This is a genomic window from Comamonas resistens (assembly GCF_030064165.1).
Taxonomy (GTDB): Bacteria; Pseudomonadota; Gammaproteobacteria; order Burkholderiales; family Burkholderiaceae_C; genus Comamonas; species Comamonas resistens.
The window spans coordinates 2,073,931-2,091,439 of the sequence record NZ_CP125947.1 but is presented as its reverse complement, the minus strand read 5'-3'; the positions used below and the strand labels follow the sequence as shown (position 1 = coordinate 2,091,439).

General features: G+C 61.5%; 16 protein-coding genes. 4 read left to right on the top strand and 12 right to left on the bottom strand.

Going from position 1 to position 17,509, the window contains the following annotated elements; translation table 11 throughout:
• Positions 1 to 19 precede the first annotated feature (19 nt).
• Positions 20 to 256 carry a TIGR04438 family Trp-rich protein gene (locus tag QMY55_RS09820; RefSeq protein WP_283488418.1) on the bottom strand — a complete coding sequence of 79 codons (237 nt, stop codon included), beginning with the start codon at positions 254 to 256 and terminating at the stop codon, positions 20 to 22.
• Positions 257 to 365: 109 nt separating this feature from the next.
• Between QMY55_RS09820 and QMY55_RS09815 the strand changes: the two genes are divergently transcribed.
• Positions 366 to 671 (top strand): c-type cytochrome, encoded by a 306-nt coding sequence (locus QMY55_RS09815; protein WP_283488417.1) that lies wholly within the window; start codon positions 366 to 368, stop codon positions 669 to 671.
• 81 nt (positions 672 to 752) lie between these two features.
• Here QMY55_RS09815 and QMY55_RS09810 read toward each other — a convergent pair whose 3' ends face one another.
• A complete protein-coding gene (locus tag QMY55_RS09810; protein ID WP_283488416.1) occupies positions 753 to 2,738 on the bottom strand; it encodes an alkyl/aryl-sulfatase in 1,986 nt (661 codons plus the stop codon).
• A gap of 158 nt (positions 2,739 to 2,896) precedes the next feature.
• Between QMY55_RS09810 and QMY55_RS09805 the strand changes: the two genes are divergently transcribed.
• The gene (locus QMY55_RS09805) at positions 2,897 to 3,802 is read left to right on the top strand and encodes a LysR family transcriptional regulator (protein WP_283488415.1); all 906 of its coding nucleotides are present in this window, start codon (positions 2,897 to 2,899) and stop codon (positions 3,800 to 3,802) included.
• A 49-nt stretch (positions 3,803 to 3,851) separates the two neighbouring features.
• Here the strand turns inward: QMY55_RS09805 and typA are convergent, their stop codons facing one another.
• From typA to QMY55_RS09770, 7 genes are all read right to left on the bottom strand, one after another.
• On the bottom strand, positions 3,852 to 5,678 hold the full coding sequence (gene typA, locus QMY55_RS09800; RefSeq protein WP_283488414.1) for a translational GTPase TypA: 1,827 nt from the start codon (positions 5,676 to 5,678) through the stop codon (positions 3,852 to 3,854).
• Positions 5,675 to 6,667, bottom strand: a complete 993-nt coding sequence (truB, locus tag QMY55_RS09795; RefSeq protein ID WP_283488413.1) for a tRNA pseudouridine(55) synthase TruB — start codon at positions 6,665 to 6,667, stop codon at positions 5,675 to 5,677. The genes typA and truB overlap by 4 nt, the downstream gene beginning before the upstream one ends.
• Positions 6,668 to 6,671: 4 nt before the next feature.
• Positions 6,672 to 7,049 carry a 30S ribosome-binding factor RbfA gene (rbfA, locus tag QMY55_RS09790; RefSeq protein ID WP_283488412.1) on the bottom strand — a complete coding sequence of 126 codons (378 nt, stop codon included), beginning with the start codon at positions 7,047 to 7,049 and terminating at the stop codon, positions 6,672 to 6,674.
• 96 nt (positions 7,050 to 7,145) lie between these two features.
• Positions 7,146 to 9,971, bottom strand: coding sequence for a translation initiation factor IF-2 (infB, locus tag QMY55_RS09785; RefSeq protein ID WP_283488411.1), 2,826 nt, complete (start codon positions 9,969 to 9,971; stop codon positions 7,146 to 7,148).
• 23 nt (positions 9,972 to 9,994) lie between these two features.
• Complete coding sequence (gene nusA, locus QMY55_RS09780; RefSeq protein WP_283488410.1) at positions 9,995 to 11,482, bottom strand: transcription termination factor NusA; 1,488 nt, start codon at positions 11,480 to 11,482, stop codon at positions 9,995 to 9,997.
• Positions 11,483 to 11,565: 83 nt separating this feature from the next.
• Positions 11,566 to 12,159: a ribosome maturation factor RimP gene (gene rimP / locus QMY55_RS09775; RefSeq protein WP_283488409.1), complete on the bottom strand. Its 594-nt coding sequence runs from the start codon at positions 12,157 to 12,159 to the stop codon at positions 11,566 to 11,568.
• Positions 12,160 to 12,340: 181 nt separating this feature from the next.
• Positions 12,341 to 12,721 carry a thioredoxin family protein gene (locus QMY55_RS09770; protein ID WP_283488408.1) on the bottom strand — a complete coding sequence of 127 codons (381 nt, stop codon included), beginning with the start codon at positions 12,719 to 12,721 and terminating at the stop codon, positions 12,341 to 12,343.
• A gap of 222 nt (positions 12,722 to 12,943) precedes the next feature.
• On the opposite strand from QMY55_RS09770, the gene QMY55_RS09765 reads away from it, so the two are divergent.
• Together QMY55_RS09765 and QMY55_RS09760 are read left to right on the top strand one after the other, a co-directional pair.
• Positions 12,944 to 13,921 (top strand): J domain-containing protein, encoded by a 978-nt coding sequence (locus tag QMY55_RS09765; protein WP_283488918.1) that lies wholly within the window; start codon positions 12,944 to 12,946, stop codon positions 13,919 to 13,921.
• Between the two features lie 16 nt (positions 13,922 to 13,937).
• Positions 13,938 to 14,270, top strand: coding sequence for a chaperone modulator CbpM (locus tag QMY55_RS09760; RefSeq protein ID WP_283488407.1), 333 nt, complete (start codon positions 13,938 to 13,940; stop codon positions 14,268 to 14,270).
• Between the two features lie 102 nt (positions 14,271 to 14,372).
• On the opposite strand, the gene QMY55_RS09755 is transcribed toward QMY55_RS09760, so the two are convergent.
• The 3 genes from QMY55_RS09755 to QMY55_RS09745 all read right to left on the bottom strand — a co-directional run bounded on the left by QMY55_RS09755 (position 14,373) and on the right by QMY55_RS09745 (position 17,465).
• On the bottom strand, positions 14,373 to 14,534 hold the full coding sequence (locus QMY55_RS09755) for a hypothetical protein (protein ID WP_003056362.1): 162 nt from the start codon (positions 14,532 to 14,534) through the stop codon (positions 14,373 to 14,375).
• Between the two features lie 199 nt (positions 14,535 to 14,733).
• Positions 14,734 to 16,368 carry an ABC transporter ATP-binding protein gene (locus tag QMY55_RS09750; protein WP_283488406.1) on the bottom strand — a complete coding sequence of 545 codons (1,635 nt, stop codon included), beginning with the start codon at positions 16,366 to 16,368 and terminating at the stop codon, positions 14,734 to 14,736.
• Entirely contained in the window at positions 16,365 to 17,465 is a 1,101-nt protein-coding gene (locus QMY55_RS09745) for an ABC transporter permease (protein WP_283488405.1), read from the bottom strand. The genes QMY55_RS09750 and QMY55_RS09745 overlap by 4 nt, the downstream gene beginning before the upstream one ends.
• Between the last annotated feature and the right edge of the window lie 44 nt (positions 17,466 to 17,509).

Sequence of the window (17,509 nt, the reverse complement as noted above, 5' to 3'; positions counted from 1 at the left end):
TGCCGGGTCTTTTTTTGCTTCAGCGGCGTTTGCCGGGCTGCATCGCTTCCTTCTGGCGGTTGATGCGATCCTGTTTACGCTGGTCCATCTTTTCCATGGCCTTGCGTTTGGTATAGCCCGAAGCATCGGCCCAGGCCCACCAGGCAGCGGCACTGGCGTACACGCCCAGGATGTACCACCAACTCCAGTTGGCGACCGACCCAATCTCGGCCAGCTTCAACAAGGACAACAGAATCGCCAGACCTAACAAATACATACACCCTCCTTTAATTTCTCAACAGTGCGTACACCAAACAATATGCAATGCGCGCACTACAATGCGGTAAAAATCCAACCTCAGTTTAAAACTGCCCCGGGAACTCATGATGAAGCAAATTCTGATCGCTTTCGCCCTGTCCGCTGCTGCTGTGGCTCCTGCCATGGCTGACCAGGCACTGGCTCAATCCAAGAACTGCATGGCCTGCCACGCAGTCGACAAAAAGGTGGTGGGCCCCGCCTTCAAGGAAGTGGCTGCCAAGTATGCAGGCCAAAAGGACGCCGCCGACAAGCTGGCTGCCAAGGTCATCAAGGGCGGCTCCGGCGTGTGGGGTCCTGTGCCCATGCCCGCCAACCCTCAGGTCAACGACGCCGAAGCCAAGAAGCTGGTGGCCTGGGTTCTGTCGCAGAAGTAATCTGCCACTGCCCTGCAGTGCAAGCTGCCAACAAAAAAACCGCATGTCAGCCATGCGGTTTTTTGTTTTCGGCTCAGCGGTCTAACGGGTAACGATGGGAAAGTCGGGACGGCTGGCATCAAACAGCTTCAGAAATGCCCCCAGAGCTGCGCGGTCACCCTCAATTTTCATAGCTGCTGACGCTTGCCCTTGCTTGGCTGCTCCGGATAAAAGCTTCAAAAATGCGGCTCGGGTGAGACTCAGCGACACATCGGCATCGTGCTGTGCCGGCCCCTTGCGAAAATGCAGTACCGCGTTTTCCAGCCAGATCACATAGCGCTCGCCCACGTCGTCGAGCGACAGATTCATGACAAAGCGCCTGTCCGCCGCCTTGGCTGCATCGAGCCGCGTGGCCAGCACTTCGAGAAAGCGCTCGGTCGGAATCTGCGCCGTCATCTCGGCCATGGCCGATACATCCTTGGACATGGCCGCCACACCCTCGCGCAACTCCAGCGCTGCCGTCAGATAGCTGTTACGCCAGGTGGCGGATTCGGCGCGGTAGCCCAGTTGCTCATGGCAGCGGGCCAGCAGCTCTTTGGCCACCGTGTTGTCCGGCTCGGCAAACACCAGTTGCTGCAGCAGCTCCACGGCCCAGCGATAGTCGCCCTGCCCGGTCGCTGTGCGGCCCAGCTCCAGCACCCTGGCGGCACCGCCCAACGCCGCCACATATTTCTGCGCCTTGAGCCTGGGCGGCAGCGGATCCAGATTGGCAGGGTTGCCATCGTAATTGCCGAGATAGAACTGGTAGATGGCCTTGACATTATGGCGCAGATCGCCGTAGTAGCCGCGTCCGCCCCAGAAAGCCGCCAGCGACGGGGGCAGCTTGATCTGCTCGGCAATTTCGGCAGGCTGCAGACCCTGGTTAATGAGGCGCACCGTCTGGTCATGCATGAACTGGTAGAGATCGCGCTGGCGGCTGATGAAGCTGGCGATGCGCGCCTTGCCCCAGACCGGCCAGTTGTGCTGATTGAACAGCACCTGCGCATCGCCAGCCTGCTCCAGCACCTTTTGCAGATAAGCCGACCACTGCAAGGCATCGCGCACCTTGGCGCCACGTATGGGCAGCAGATTGTGCATGGTCTGAGCCAGAATCTCGGCCCCTCCGAAGGCCTTGCGCTCGGGGATGCTGAAAGTCAGCTCGGCAGGTGCTTCGGCCCCAGGCATGTTGTGAAACACAAAGCGCACGCCGTCCAGCACCATCTCCTGGTCGGCCCTGTCCACGCTTACCGTCGGCGGCAGAATCCCCGTATGGCCGCTGACCAGATTCTTGCCCAGGCCGGTGTCCACATTGCCTGTGGGCGACAGAGGCAGCCGCGTGCCGAACTGATAGATAGCACGCCGTGCCATGGCCGTGCCCACGAGCAGGTTCTCGCTGGTGGCCTCACTCATGAAGCCCGCAGGCGCCACCACGGGTACTTTGCGCTGCGCCACTTCCGCCGGACTGATGACTCCCAAGGCACCGCCAAAATGGTCTGCATGGCTGTGCGTGAAGATCAGCGCCGTCACAGGCTTGTTGCCCAAGTGCTGGCGGGCAAATGCCATGGCGGCCGCAGCCATCTCGCGGCTGGTCAGCGCGTCCACCACAATCCAGCCAGTCTTTCCCTCGACCAGGGTGATATTGCCCATGTCAAAGCCGCGCAGCTGGTAGATACCGTCGCTGACCTTGAACAGCCCGGCCTGGGCATTGAGGCGGGCATGGCGCCAAAGGCTGGGGTTGACGCTGTCGGGCGTTGCGCCCTGCACAAAATCAAAGGCCGCAAAATCCTTGAGCACGCGCCCATCGGCGCCCCGGATCTGGCCTGTGGGCCGGGCTATCAGGCCCCGCTGCGCATCTTCGCGATCCTGAGCCTCGTCAGGCGGCAGGCTTTGTGCAAAAGTGGCCATCACCTCGCGCGTGGCATTGCTGACCTGGCCTGGCTGCAGCGAACCTCCGTTTTGCGAAACGGCAGAAGGTGCTGCGCAGCCAGCCAGCACGCCAGCGGCAAGCAATGCGGCAGCACCGGCTTTGGGGGTGAGCCGAAATTCCATATATGTCTCCTTTTGTTATAGCGGTCAGCGCTTGATGGATCTACGTCAGAGCTCAAAAAGGCTTCAACTCCACCGAGGCTGCTGTCACATTCTGGGCAGCACCATGTATTGCGTCCAATGCATAGTCTGAGAAATTTCAATGCATTGAACTCATCACCATGGACATACGCCGACTGCAGCATCTGGTCATGCTGGCCGACAAGGCCAACTACGCCCGTGCGGCCGAACAGCTGCATCTGAGCCAGCCCGCGCTGACACGCAGCGTGCAGGCTGCAGAGGAAGAATTTGCGATGAAGCTCTTCGAGCGCGGTGCAGGAGAGGTTCGCCCCACGGCGGCAGGCCAGTTTGTGCTGGAGCGCGCGCGTGAGCTGGTGCGCCAAAGCCGCAATCTGCAGCGCGATGTGCAGCTCTACCGAGATCGGCAGATGGGCGACACGGCCTGCGGCTTTGGCCCGTTTCCAGCCCAGTTTCTGCTGCCGCCGCTGCTGCAGCAGGCCCGCAAAGCCTTTGCCGCGGTACATGTGCGCGCCATCATGGGGAACTGGCAGCAATTGCTGCAGCGCCTCAAGGACGATGAGATCGAATTCTTTGTGGCCGAGACCCGCGAGCTGCCCGCGGGCAGCGACTGTACGGTGCGTGCCCTGCCTGCCCAGCCCGGCGGTCTCTATGTGCGCAGCGGCCACCCGCTGCTGCAGTCTGCGCAAGCCGATTTCACGCTGACCCAGCTGCATGCCCATGGCCTGGCTGCCGTGCGCCTGCCCCAGCCCGTGCGCGAGGCCTTGTGCAGCCAGTTGCAGCTGCGCCATGACAAGCATCTGCTGGCCGTGGAGTGCGACGATGTCAACAGCCTGATCCAGCTGACGCTGCACACCGATACCGTGCTGGCCGCCATCGAACCTGCGGTGCGTCCTTGGCTCCAAGGAGGACAGCTACAGGCCGTGAGGGCACGGCAGGTGCCGGCCATGGCATCGAGCTATGGCGTGGTCTGGCAGCGCGGGCGCAGTCTTTCGCCCATGGCGCAGTGGCTGGTGCAGCAGGTTTGCGAGCTGGCCGCGCAGGCATGAAAAAAGGCCCCTGAGGGCCTTTTTGGGATTCACAGCCTGAGCTTGTGAATTACGCGTCACGCGAAGCACGCTTGCGGTCATGCTCCTTCAGGTGACGCTTGCGCACGCGCAGGCTGGTGGGAGTGATTTCCAGCAGCTCGTCGTCTTCGATGAATTCCACACCGTATTCCAGCGACAGCTCGATGGGAGGCGTGATCTTGATCGCGTCTTCCTTGCCGGACACACGGAAGTTGGTCAGCTGCTTGGTACGGGTGGCGTTCACCACCAGATCATTGTCGCGGCTGTGGATGCCGATAATCATGCCTTCGTACACGGGGTCGCCGGCCTTCACGAACATGCGGCCACGGTCGTCCAGCTTGCCCAGGGCGTAGGTGAAGATTTCACCGTCGTCCATGGAGATCAGCACGCCGTTCTTGCGGCCGCCGATGTCGCCCTTGTGGGGTTCGTAGCTGTCGAAGATGTTGGCGATCAGGCCGGAGCCGCGTGTCAGGTTCAGGAATTCGTTGGTGAAGCCGATCAGGCCACGTGCGGGAATGCGGTATTCCAGACGGACGCGACCGCGGCCATCGGGCTCCATGTTCACCAGCTCGCCCTTGCGCTCGCCCAGTGCCTGCATCACGCCGCCCTGGTGGCCTTCTTCGATGTCGGCCGTCACCAGCTCGATAGGCTCGTGCTTCTCGCCGTTGATCGTCTGCATCACGACGCGGGGCTTGGACACGGCCAGCTCGTAGCCTTCGCGGCGCATTTCTTCCAGCAGAATGGTCAGGTGCAGTTCGCCACGGCCGGACACTTCAAAGATACCGTCTTCGTCGGTTTCCTTGACGCGCAGAGCCACGTTGGAGCGCAGTTCCTTTTGCAGGCGGTCCCAGATCTGGCGGCTGGTCACGAACTTGCCTTCACGACCTGCCAGGGGCGAGGTGTTCACGCAGAAGTTCATGGTCAGTGTGGGCTCGTCAATCTTCAGCATGGGCAGAGGCTGGGGATTGGCGGGGTCGGTAATGGTTTCGCCGATACCGATGTTTTCGATACCGCTGATCAGCACGATCTCGGAAGGACCGGCTTCGGTAGCCTGCACGCGGTCCAGGCCCTGGAAGGTGTGCACCTGGTTGATCTTGCCGGTGTAGCTCTTGCCATCAGGGCCGGCCATCACGGCCACTTGCTGGCCGGGCTTGAGCGTACCCTGGGTGATACGGCCCACGCCGATACGGCCCACGAAGGTGGAGTAGTCCAGAGCGGAAACCTGCAGCTGCAGGGGGGCGCTGGCATCGCCCTTCACGGCAGGCACATGCTCGAGGATGGTGTCGAACAGGGCGGACATGTCCTCGCCCCATTTGGCACCGGGCTCGCCCTCTTCCTTGGACGACCAGCCGTTGATACCGGAGGCATAGACCACGGGGAAGTCCAGCTGTTCGTCGGTGGCACCCAGCTTGTCGAACAGGTCGAAAGCGGCGTTGATCACCTTGTCGGGGTTGGCACCGGGCTTGTCCACCTTGTTCACCACCACGATGGGACGCAGACCCAGGGCCAGTGCCTTCTTGGTCACGAAACGCGTCTGGGGCATGGGGCCTTCCTGCGCATCGATCAGCAGCACCACGCCGTCGACCATGGACAGGGCGCGCTCCACTTCACCGCCGAAGTCCGCGTGACCGGGCGTGTCGAGGATGTTGATGTGGGTGTCCTTCCAGGACACGGCGCAGTTCTTGGCCAGGATGGTGATGCCGCGCTCGCGTTCGATGGCGTGGTTGTCCATCACGGTGTCGACGACTTTTTCGTGCTCGGCAAAAGTGCCGGACTGGCGCAGCAGCTGGTCCACCATGGTGGTCTTGCCGTGGTCAACGTGCGCGATGATCGCAATGTTGCGGATTTGTTTGCTCATAATGTTTCCAAAATGCCGCTTGCTTGTGGACGCGGCGTTCCTTCCAAAATTTGTTGAATTTCTAGCGGACTGAGCAGGCGCTCGGGAATCAGCTCCCCACGCACCACACGGCCTACCCCCAAAAGGGCATGCGGGCGCTCACCATACACCGCCACGGCCGGGGCATCGGCCCAAGACCCTCGGCGGCGCAAGCCTGATAGAAAGCGTCCTGCATCCTCTTCACCCAAGGTGACGACGGCATGACGATGCAGCAGGGTATCGACAGGCTGAACCTGCGCGACGCGCTCTTCGTCATTCATGGCTTCCAGCGCCTCCAGCGTCACGCAGCGCGACACCTCCAGGCCGCCGGTTTCCACGCGGCGCAGAAAACGCAGATGGGCACCACAGCCCAAGGCCTCGCCCACGTCTTCACCCAGGGTGCGGATATAAGTGCCCTTGCTGCAGGTCACCCTCATCTTGATAGCAGGATGCCCTTGGTCATCCTGCACCAGAGCCAGATTCAATGCATGAATCGTGACATCGCGTGCGGGACGTTCCACCTCCACGCCTGCGCGGGCATATTCGTAGAGAGCCTTGCCGTCCTTCTTCAAGGCGCTGTGCATGGGCGGCACCTGTTTGATGTCGCCCGTGAATCGTGCCTGCACCTGCGCCAGACGCTCGGGTGTGATGGCAGCCAGATCGACCGCACGCTCCAGCACCACATCGCCCTCGGCATCGGCCGTGGTCGTGGTCTGGCCCAGGCGGGCAATGGCTTCGTAGGTTTTCTCGGCTTCGAGTTGAAGCTGGCTGAACTTGGTGGCAGCGCCAAAGCACAGCGGCAGCACGCCGCTGGCCAGCGGGTCAAGCGTGCCTGTATGCCCGGCCTTTTCGGCGCGCAGCAGCCACTTGACCTTTTGCAGGATATCGTTGCTGGACCAGCCCAGCGGTTTATCAAGCAGCAACACCCCATGCACAGGGCGCCGCTGCACCCGGGTGCGAGGGGCGTTCATGTGCTTATTCCTCTTCGGGACCGCGCGACGCCACAGCCTTGGCAATCAAGGCGTTCATGTCGGCAGCGCGCTCTGTAGTGCGGTCGTAGATGAAATGCAGCGTGGGCACGGTATGAATGTGCAGACGCTTGAACAGGCCGTTGCGCAGAAAGCCTGCGGCCTGATTGAGTGCAGCCAGCGTCACTTCGGGATCACCGACGAGCACGCTGAAGAATACCTTGGCGTGGGCATAGTCCGGAGTCACCTCCACGCTTTGCAGCGTGACCATGCCGACGCGCGGGTCCTTCAACTCGCGGGCGATCAGCTCCGACAGATCGCGCTGGATCTGGTCGGAAACTTTGAAGCTGCGATTCGGTGCAGCAGATTTGCGTTTGGTTGCCATGTATCAAAAAAAGAGCTTGTAGCGCTTGATCTACAAAGGGTTCGAGGCATTTTCAGCCTCAAACCCTTATTCAACTACCGCTAGCAGCTATAGCTTTTACAGCGTACGAGCGATTTCCTTGATCTCGAACACTTCCAGCACGTCGCCTTCCTTGATGTCGTTGTAGTTGCGCAGCTTGATACCGCACTCGAAGCCTTCCTTGACTTCCTTGACATCGTCCTTCATGCGACGCAGCGACTCGATCTCACCCGTGTAGATGACCACGTTGTCGCGCAGCAGACGGAAGTGTGCGTTGCGGGTGACGTGACCTTGCGTGATGTACGAGCCGGCAATGGTGCCGATCTTCGTCGCCACGAACACGGTACGGATTTCGGCCATACCGATGATCTCTTCGCGCTTCTCGGGAGCCAGCATGCCCGACATCGCAGCCTTCACCTCATCCACGGCGTCGTAGATGATGTTGTAGTAGCGAACGTCGACATCGTTGCCTTCAGCGGTCTTGCGGGCCTGAGCATCCGCACGCACGTTGAAGCCGATGATGATGGCCTTGGAAGCCAGCGCCAGGTTGACGTCGGACTCGGAGATACCGCCCACGCCGGAGTACACCAGCTGAACCTTGATCTCGTCGGTGGACAGCTTGAGCAGCGAGGCTGCCAGAGCTTCCTGCGAGCCTTGCATGTCGGCCTTGATGATGATGGGCAGGGTCTGCACATCGCCAGCGGACATTTCGGCGAACATGTTTTCCAGCTTCGCAGCCTGCTGCTTGGCCAGCTTGGTGTTGCGGAACTTGCCGGCGCGGTAGGTCGCGATTTCACGGGCACGGCGTTCGTCGCTCAGCACCATGAAGTCGTCACCCGCCTGGGGCACTTCGTTCAGACCCTGAATCTCTACAGGGATGGAAGGACCGGCTTCCTTGGTCTGCTTGCCGTCTTCGTCGAGCATGGCTCGCACGCGACCATAGGTCTGGCCCGCCAGCACCACATCGCCGACCTTCAGCGTACCGGACTGCACCAGCACCGTAGCCACGGTACCGCGACCCTTGTCCAGCTGGGCTTCGATCACGATACCCTTGGCAGCGGCGTCCACGGGCGCCTTGAGTTCCAGCACTTCGGCCTGCAGCAGCACCTGCTCCAGCAGCTCGTCGATGCCCTGGCCCGTCTTGGAGGACACGGCCACGAATGGGGAGTCGCCGCCGTACTCTTCGGGCAGCACCTCTTCCACCACCAGCTCCTGCTTGACGCGATCGGGGTTGGCTTCGGGCTTGTCGGCCTTGGTGATGGCCACCACGATGGGAACACCAGCCGCCTTGGCGTGCTTGATGGCTTCCTTGGTCTGGGGCATCACGCCGTCGTCGGCAGCCGCCACCAGAATCACGATATCGGTGGACTTGGCACCACGGGCACGCATGGCCGTGAAGGCCTCGTGACCGGGAGTATCCAGGAAGGTGATGATGCCGCGAGGCGTCTTCACATGGTAGGCACCGATATGCTGGGTAATGCCACCGGCTTCGCCCGACGCCACCTTGGTGCGGCGGATGTAGTCCAGCAGCGAGGTCTTGCCGTGGTCCACGTGGCCCATGACGGTCACCACGGGAGCGCGGGGCAGTTGCTCGGCTTCGGAGTTGGAGACTTCCTCGGCGGTGAAGGCTTCGGGATCGTCCAGCGCCGCCACCTTGGCGGTATGACCCATTTCTTCCACCACGATCATGGCGGTGTCCTGGTCCAGCGGCTGGTTGATGGTGACCATCTGGCCCATCTTCATCAGAACCTTGATGACTTCGGACGCCTTGATGGCCATCTTGTGAGCCAGCTCGGCCACGGTGATGGTCTCGGGCACCGAGATCTCCAGCTGACGGAACTCGGGCGCCTGCTGCTGTTGCTGCTCGTGACGGTCACCTCCACGACGGCCACCGCGGGGGCCACCGCGCCAGTTGGAGCGGCCAGCCACACCACCGGAGCTGTCGCCACGGGTCTTGATTTCCTTCTTCTTGGCCGCATCGTTAGACCAGCTCGAAGACAGCTTGGCGGACTTGACTTCCTTGCCAGGACGCGCACCGTTGCCGGCGTTGGCACCTGCAGCAGGCTTGGCGCCATCCTTGGCGGGAGCTGCCTTCTTGGCCTCTGCAGCAGCAGGAGCTGCCTTCTTGGGCTCTTCGGGCTTCTTGGCGACCAGCACCTTCTTGGGTGCGGCCATCATGGCGCGAATGGCTTCAGCTTCGGCTAGAGCCTTGCGACGGCGTTCGTCCAGGTCCTTGGCACGAGAGGCTTCCTCGTCGGCCTTGGCCTTGGATTCGGCTTCTGCCTTGGCTCGAGCTTCGGCCTGTGCAGTAGCGCGGGCAGCAGCTTCTGCAGCATGCTCGCGCTTGACTTCTTCCTTGGCCGCTTTCGCTTCCGCTACCTTGGCAGCTTCTGCAGCCGCGTAAGCAGCTGCGCGTTCTTCGGCTTCACGCTCGCGGCGTTCGCGCTCTTCGCGCTCTTGACGTTCCTTGGCCAATTCTTCTTCCTGATGGCGCAACTGCTCTACCTGATGGCGAGCTTCTTCTTCACGACGTACCAATTCTTGCGCTGTGGCACGCTCCTGCACCGCCTTGGCCATGCTTTCGGCATTGGCCTGGACTTCCGCAGGTGTGTCTTCTCGTTTGACGAAAGTACGCTTCTTGCGCACTTCCACCTGAATGGTTCGGGCGCGGCCCGCCGCATCCGCCTGCTTGATTTCGCTGGTTGATTTCTTGGTCAACGTGATCTTCTTGGCTCCGCTGCCATGGCTGGCCTGCAGATGAGTCAGCAAGCGCTGCTTGTCACCTTCAGTCAGCACATCGCCCGCAGTCGCCTTGTCAACCCCTGCTGCCTTGAGCTGCTGCAGCAAGGTGTCAGGGGTCGTGTTGCGCTCTTTCGCAAATTCTGCAACCGTATTACTCGACATAGATACTCTGAACCTCCCTGACCTTACTCTTGCCCATCGGTAAACCAGTGCTCACGTGCCTTCATGATCAGGGCCTTGGCCTCTTCGGCGGTCTGACCGGTGATTTCGGTCAGCTCGTCGATGGCCAGATCGGCCAGATCGTCACGGGTGTGCACACCGGCCTGAGCCAGCTTGTCCACCAGTTCGGACGTGATGCTATCCAGCGACAGCAGATCCTCGGACGCCTTGCTCACATTTTCCTCGCGAGCGATTTCCTGACTCAGCAGAGCGTCCTTGGCGCGGCTACGCAGCTCGTTCACCGTCTCTTCGTCGAAGGATTCGATTTCGAGCATTTCCTGCAGCGGCACATAGGCCACTTCTTCCAGGGTCTCGAAACCTTCTTCGATCAGGATGTTGGCGATTTCCTCGTCCACATCCAGCTTCTCCATGAACAGCTTGCGCGAGACAGCCGACTCGTCGGCCTGCTTCTGAGCAGACTCGGCAGCGTCCATGATGTTGATCTTCCAGCCCGTCAGCTCGGAAGCCAGACGCACGTTCTGACCGCCGCGACCAATGGCGATGGCCAGGTTTTCCTCGTCCACCACCACATCCATGGCGTGCTTTTCCTCGTCCACGACGATGGAAGAGACATTGGCAGGAGCCAGGGCGCCGATCACGAACTGGGCGGGGTCTTCGGACCACAGCACGATGTCCACGCGCTCGCCGGCCAGTTCGTTGGTCACGGCGTTCACGCGGGTGCCACGCACGCCGACGCAGGTGCCGATGGGGTCCACGCGCTTGTCGTGGCTCAGCACGGCGATCTTGGCGCGCGAACCGGCGTCACGGGCGCAGCTCTTGATCTCCAGCAGGCCCTGCTCGATTTCGGGCACTTCATTGCGGAACAGCTCCACCATGAATTCGGGGGCCGAGCGCGACAGCAGGATGGGAGCGCCGCGCAGCGTGGCATCCACTTCCATGATCATGGCGCGCACACGGTCGCCGTTGCGCAGGTTTTCCTTGGGGATCATCTCGCCGCGCTTCAAGCGGCCTTCGACACGGCCGGACTCGACAATGATGTCGCCCTTGTCCATGCGCTTGACGGTGCCGGTGAAGATCTTTTCGCCACGCTCGAGGAATTCGTTGAGCAGCATCTCGCGCTCGGCATCGCGAATCTTTTGCAGGATGACCTGCTTGGCAGCCATGGCGCCGATACGACCGATGGGCAGAGACTCGATCTGCTCTTCGATGAATTCACCGGGCTGAATGCCGGGAACGCGGTCTTCCGCGTCCATCAGCATTTCCTCGGCGTCGGGATTTTGCAGGCCTGCATCGTCGGGCACGACCACCCAGCGACGGAAGGTGTCGTAGTCGCCGCTTTCGCGATCGATGGACACGCGGATGTCTACTTCACCTTGGTACAGCTTCTTGGTGGCTTGTGCCAGCGCGGATTCCACGGCACCAAAAACCACATCGCGTTCCACGTTCTTTTCACGCGAAATGGCTTCAACCAACATCAACAGTTCGCGATTCATGCGACGACTCTCCTATTTCAATCACACAAAGAGGACTCAGCTTCGCGCCTCTTTGCCCCAAAGACTCAAAAACGGCAGCAGCCTCACTCTGGCTTGGCCGCGCGCCCTTTGAAATTCACAATCGGTGCCAGACGGGCTTCACGCAGCTCGTCCAGCGTAAAACCCATGGCCTGCAGCGGTGCAGGCTCACGCTTTTTGCTCACTCGAACGCCCGGCTTGACCGGCGGCTCATCGCTCCAGACGATTTGCCAGCCACCCTCTTCAGTACGCTCCAGCGTGCCACGAAATTTTTTGCGGTTTGCGTTAATCTTTTCGCCACCGGCAGCGCCGATAGGCTGCTTGAGCGTCAAGTCCACCACAGCGCCTTCAAAGCGGATGAAGTCCTGTTCGTGACGCAGCAAACGATCAATTCCCGGAGAGGAAACCTCCAGGCGGGCATAGTCAACGCCATCCACTTCCAGCGCGAACTGCAGCTGGCGCGTTACTTTTTCGCAGTCTTCCACCGTCACGAACTGGTCAGGGGCCGTCTCTGCAGACAGCTCAGGCGCAGCTTCCTCCGGCGCCTGCCAAGGCAAATCAATCGTGATGCGCAGCAGTCCACCCGCTGTGCGTTCAATTTCAACCAGGTCATAACCTAGACCTGTCACGGTTTGTTCAACGATTTGCTGTAATGCCACGTGTATTCAGTTCAGTCCCGAAAAGTCCGTCAAATCAGGCACTTGGCTCTGCCAATGGCAGGGCTTCGCCGTGATTTGCCCAAAAAAAACGGGCGGTGTGTACCCGCCCGTTTGGTCGTGAAGCCGCCATTGTAGCCTCAAACCATTGTTTTCGCAAAAAGTTCCAGGCATAAAACAGCGCTCAGCGCAAGACTTCCTGCAGGTCATCAGCGCACAACAATCGCTGCAGCAGCTCCTGCGCTTCCTGCGCCTGAGCGGGCCTGGCGCCGGCATCCTGCGGCAGCGACTGCAGCATGCGAGCCAGCACTCCGGACTGGGGCAGCACCGGCCCCAGAAAGCGGGCCTGAGCGCCCTGCGCCACCAGCACGGAGGGAAAAGTCTCTATATCCAGATCACCGGCCACATCCTCGCGATCTTCCACATCGAGCCAGACAAAGCGCATCTGCGGGAACTGGGTGGCCAGCTGTTCGAAAGGCTGCTGGTATTGCTTGCAGGTGCCGCACCAGGCAGCACACAGGCAGACTACCAGCCATTCATCGGCCTTGTTTGTTTCTTGCGTCATCTCTTCAAGCCCATGGTGCCGGCCGGCTGCCGACCCTGCTTCAGCGGGCGCGCCAATGTTAGCGCCAAACCGGATTCGGCATCGGCGCACAGCCGTGGACAGCAGCCTGCCCCTTGAACCGACAGGCGCTCGCCCTTATCCTTTTCTACAGTGCAGGTGCAATGCCCAGCTTGGAGCAAGCCGGACATTGCCATGTGTTTTGGCTCGATAACCGGTGAATCCATGGACTACAAGGACTACTACAAGATACTTGGCGTGGACAAGAGCGCCTCGGCCGACGACATCAAGAAGGCCTACCGCAAGCTCGCCCGCAAATACCACCCCGACATCAGCAAGGAAAAAGACGCCGCCACGCGCATGGCCGAGGTCAACGAGGCCAATACCGTGCTCTCGGACCCCGAAAAGCGTGCCGCCTACGACGCCATGGGCAGCGAAGCCCAGTTTGCGCAAGGCGCAGGCGCCCAGGGCAGAGGCGGCTTTCGCCCCCCGCCCGACTGGGATCAGCAGGACTTCCACTCCAGCAGCAAGGGCGATGCAGGCAGCGATGCCGATTTCAGCGACTTTTTCTCGCAGATGTTCGGCCAGGCCGCACGCGCGCGCCGCAGCCAGGGGGCTCAGGCCGGAGCCGCGCCCGATATGCGTGGCCAGGACCAGCATGCCAGCATCGAGCTGGACCTGCAGGACAGCTACAGCGGAGCCATCCGCTCACTGCATCTGCGCGCCACGGTGCTCGATGAGCAAGGCATCCCCACTTACAAGGACAAGGAACTTCAGGTCAGCATCCCCAGGGGCGTGCGTGAAGGACAGATGATCCGCCTGGCAGGCCAGGGCAACCCCGGCCTTGGCAAGGGCGGCCCTGGCGACCTGCTGCTGGAAGTGCATTTCCGCAGCGACCCGCGCTGGTGGTCCGAAGGCAAGGATGTCTACCAACGCGTGCCGCTGGCCCCCTGGGAGGCCGAGCTGGGCGGCCCCGTTCACTTCAAGACCCTGGCGGGCGAGCTGGAGGTGACCGTGCCTGCGGGCTATCGCTCGGGACGCAAGCTGCGCATCAAGGGCAAAGGCCTGCCAGCGGCCGCCCCCGGAGACCTGTATCTGGTGCTCGATGTGGTGTTTCCGCCTGCCGTCAGTCCCGAGCAAAAACAGGCTTATGCCGAATTCGCCAAGGCCTTCCCCAGCTTTGATGCGCGCAGCCTGAGTTAAGAAGGAGTCATCCCATATGCCCAACTACCCCTTCTACGAACCCGCCGAACTGCTGGACCAGGCCATGCTGAGCCTGCAGGAACTGGCTCGCCACTGCCGCACCAGCCCTCAATGGGTGATAGAGCACGTGCAGACAGGCGTCATCAGCTACGACAACGATAGCGGTGCCGCGGCAGTGCAGATCTCCAGCGAACAATGGCGCTTCAGCAGCCAGACCCTGGTGCGGGCACGCCGCATTGCCCAGCTGGAGCACAGCTTCGATGCCGACCCCCAGTTGGCAGCCCTGACCACCGATCTCATCGAGGAAGTGCAGCAGTTACGCCGCAAGCTGAGCAATCTGCAGCGATAAGCGCAAAAGCGCTCTGAGGCCAAGAAAAGCAAAAAGCCCTCGCACCGAAGTGACGAGGGCTTTTTTGCGGGCCGCACACCAGGGCGCGGCCTGCCGCAGGAATTAGCCGTGGCGCTTGCCGGGCTGCTTCTTGCTGCGAGTGTGCGAACCACGCTCCAGGCTCACGCGCTGGCCACGGCCGGGAGTGGGCAGGGTCACGCCATTGGGTGCCTGGGGACGGGGAGTGGCCTTGCGGTCTGCTTCGGTAACGATCTTATTGCCCATGTCGAATTCTCAATTGGGAGGTTGAAAAGGGCCAATTAGGCCACAGCCAGAGAAATCCCGCCAAGAAAATACAAACTTTCGCGTACGGATTCAGTGTTTTTCAGCTCTCGCCGCCAGCATTTCAAGCGTTTTCACCGCTGACCCCCTACCCCTTCAGCGCAGTGCGCTATCAAATCAGAAATGACTTACGCAAATCCCATCAGAGAGCCTGCGCCACGGGTACCAAGCCCGCTGCCGCAACCAGCTGACGCGTATAGGCCTGCTGCGGCCTGCTCAGCAGGCTGTCCACATCGCCCTGCTCCACAATCTGCCCGTCCTTCATGACCAGCACTTCATGGGCCATGGCCCGAATCACATCCACATCATGGGTGATGAGCAGATAGGCCAGGCCGCGCTCTTTTTGCAGGCGCTGCAGCAGAGCCAGCACCTGCTGCTGGATGGTCACATCGAGGGCACTGGTCGGTTCGTCCAGCACCAGCACCTCGGGCTCCATGATGAGCGCACGCGAAATCGCCAGGCGCTGCCGCTGTCCGCCCGAGAACTCATGCGGGTAGCGCTGCAGCAGGCCGGGAAACTGCTCCTCGGTCATGCCGACTTCGGCCAGCATCTGGATCACACGCTCGCGCCTTTGCTCTACGCCCAGCGCCGGAGCATGGATCTGCAGGCCCTCTCCCACGATTTCCTCGACCGTCATACGCGGCGAAAGCGAGGAGAACGGATCCTGGAACACGACCTGAATGCGCCGCCGCAGCTGCAGATTGGCCGCGCTATTACGAATCGCCGGCTTGTGCCAGTGCCCGCCCACCACATGCAGCTCGCCCGCATGGGGCAGCAGCCCCAGCACGGCCTGGGCCAAGGTGGACTTGCCCGAGCCCGATTCACCGATCACGCCCAGCGTGCGCCCGGCCTTGAGCGCCATGTCCACGCCCTGGATGGCAACAAATTCCCCCTTGCGAAACCAGCCATGGATGCCTGACAGCGGCGTGGCATAGCTCACACGCAGCGCCTGGGCCTGCACCACATCGGGCACGCCCGCAGGCAGTGGCTGATCATTCACATCGCGCACAGGCCGGCTGGCCAGCAGCTTGCGCGTGTACGGGTGTTGCGGGCTTTGCATGACCTGGGCCACCTCGCCAACCTCCACCAGCAGGCCTTTTTCCATCACGGCCACCCTGTCGGCAAAGCGCCGCACCAGATTCAGGTCGTGCGTGATCATCAGTACGGCCATGCCGGTCTGGCGCTGCAGATCGGCCAGCAAATCGAGAATCTGCCCGCGCAGCGTCACATCCAGCGCCGTCGTGGGCTCGTCGGCCAGCAGCAGCCTGGGGCGGCTGGCCACCGCCATGGCAATCATGGCGCGCTGCCGCTGGCCGCCGCTGAGCTGGTGCGGAAAGCTCTGCGCACGCCGCTCAGGCTCGGGAATGCCGGTGGTGGCCAGCAACTCCACGGCCTGCCTACGGGCCTGAGCCTTGCTTAGTGCCTGCTTGAGCTGCAGCACTTCGGCCACCTGATCGCCCACGGACATCAGCGGGTTCAGCGCCGTCATGGGTTCCTGAAAAATCATGGCAATGTCGCCGCCGCGCAAGGCCTGCATCTCACGCTCCGAAAGGCGTAGCAGATCACGCCCGTCCAACATGGCTTGACCGCTCAATTGGCCATCACCAACCAGACGCAGCAGGCTCAGTGCCGTGACCGACTTGCCCGAGCCGGACTCCCCTACCAGCGCCAGCTTTTCACCCACCGCCATCTCGAAGCTCACGCCCTGCACCACCTGCTTGCTGCCAAAACGCACGCCCAGGTCGCGCACGCTCAGCAGATTCTTGTTCTGTGTCATGCCTTGCCTTTCGTTGCCGCCGTGCTGGCTTGCTTGCGCGGGTCCAGCGCGTCGCGCAGCGCGTCACCCATGAAGGTCAGCAGCAGCAGGGTCAGCACCAGCACGCCAAAGGTGAACAGTGAAATCCACCAGGCGTCGATATTGTTCTTGCCCTGACTCAGCAACTCGCCCAGGCTGGGTGTTCCCGGCGGCACGCCAAGGCCTAGAAAGTCCAGCGAGGTCAGCGCCAGGATGGCGCCACTCATGCGAAACGGCAAGAACGTGATCACGGGGGTCATGCTGTTGGGCAGGATGTGGTGGAAGATGATGGAGCGGTTGCTGGCCCCCAGGGCCTGGGCCGATTTCACATAGTCGAGCTGACGGTTGCGCAGAAATTCGGCGCGTACATAGTCGGCCAGGCCCATCCAGCCAAACAGACTCAGCAGCACCAGCAGCAGCGAAACACTGGGTGCAAACAGTGCGCTGAAGATGATGAGCAGGTAAAGCTCGGGCATGGAACCCCAGATTTCCGTGAAACGCTGAAAGGCCAGATCGGTCTTGCCCCCAAAAAAGCCCTGCACCGCACCGGCCAGCACACCCAGCAGCACACCCACGACGGTCAGCGCCAGCCCGAAAAGCACGCTGACGCGAAAGCCGTAGATGAGCTGCGCCAGCAGGTCGCGTCCCCGATCGTCGGTGCCCAGCCAGTTGTCGGCCGACGGAGCGGACGGGTTGGGCTGCTTGGCAAAATAGTTGATGGTGGCCTTGCCATAGCGGTTGATGGGGAAGATGGCCCAGTTGTCGCCCTCCTGCAGCTTTTGCTGGATAAAGGGATCGAGGTAATCGGTGGGCGTGTGAAAGTCGCCGCCAAACGTGGTTTCCGGGTAGTCGTGCAGCAGCGGCAGATAGGTCTGGCCCTGGTAGCGCACGATCAGCGGCTTGTCGTTGGAGAGCACCTCGGCAAACAGACTGAGCACCACCAGCACGGTAAAGACCAGCAAACTGATGAAGCCCAGGCGGTTGGCCTTGAAACGCCGCCAGGCTCTGCGTCCGGGCGACTGCGAAAGGGACTGGGACAAGGACGACATCACGGGCACGGCGCGAACTCCTGCATTCATAGCTGATTGCGCTTGACCCATATGGGTTTGAGTCTGTTTTTGCA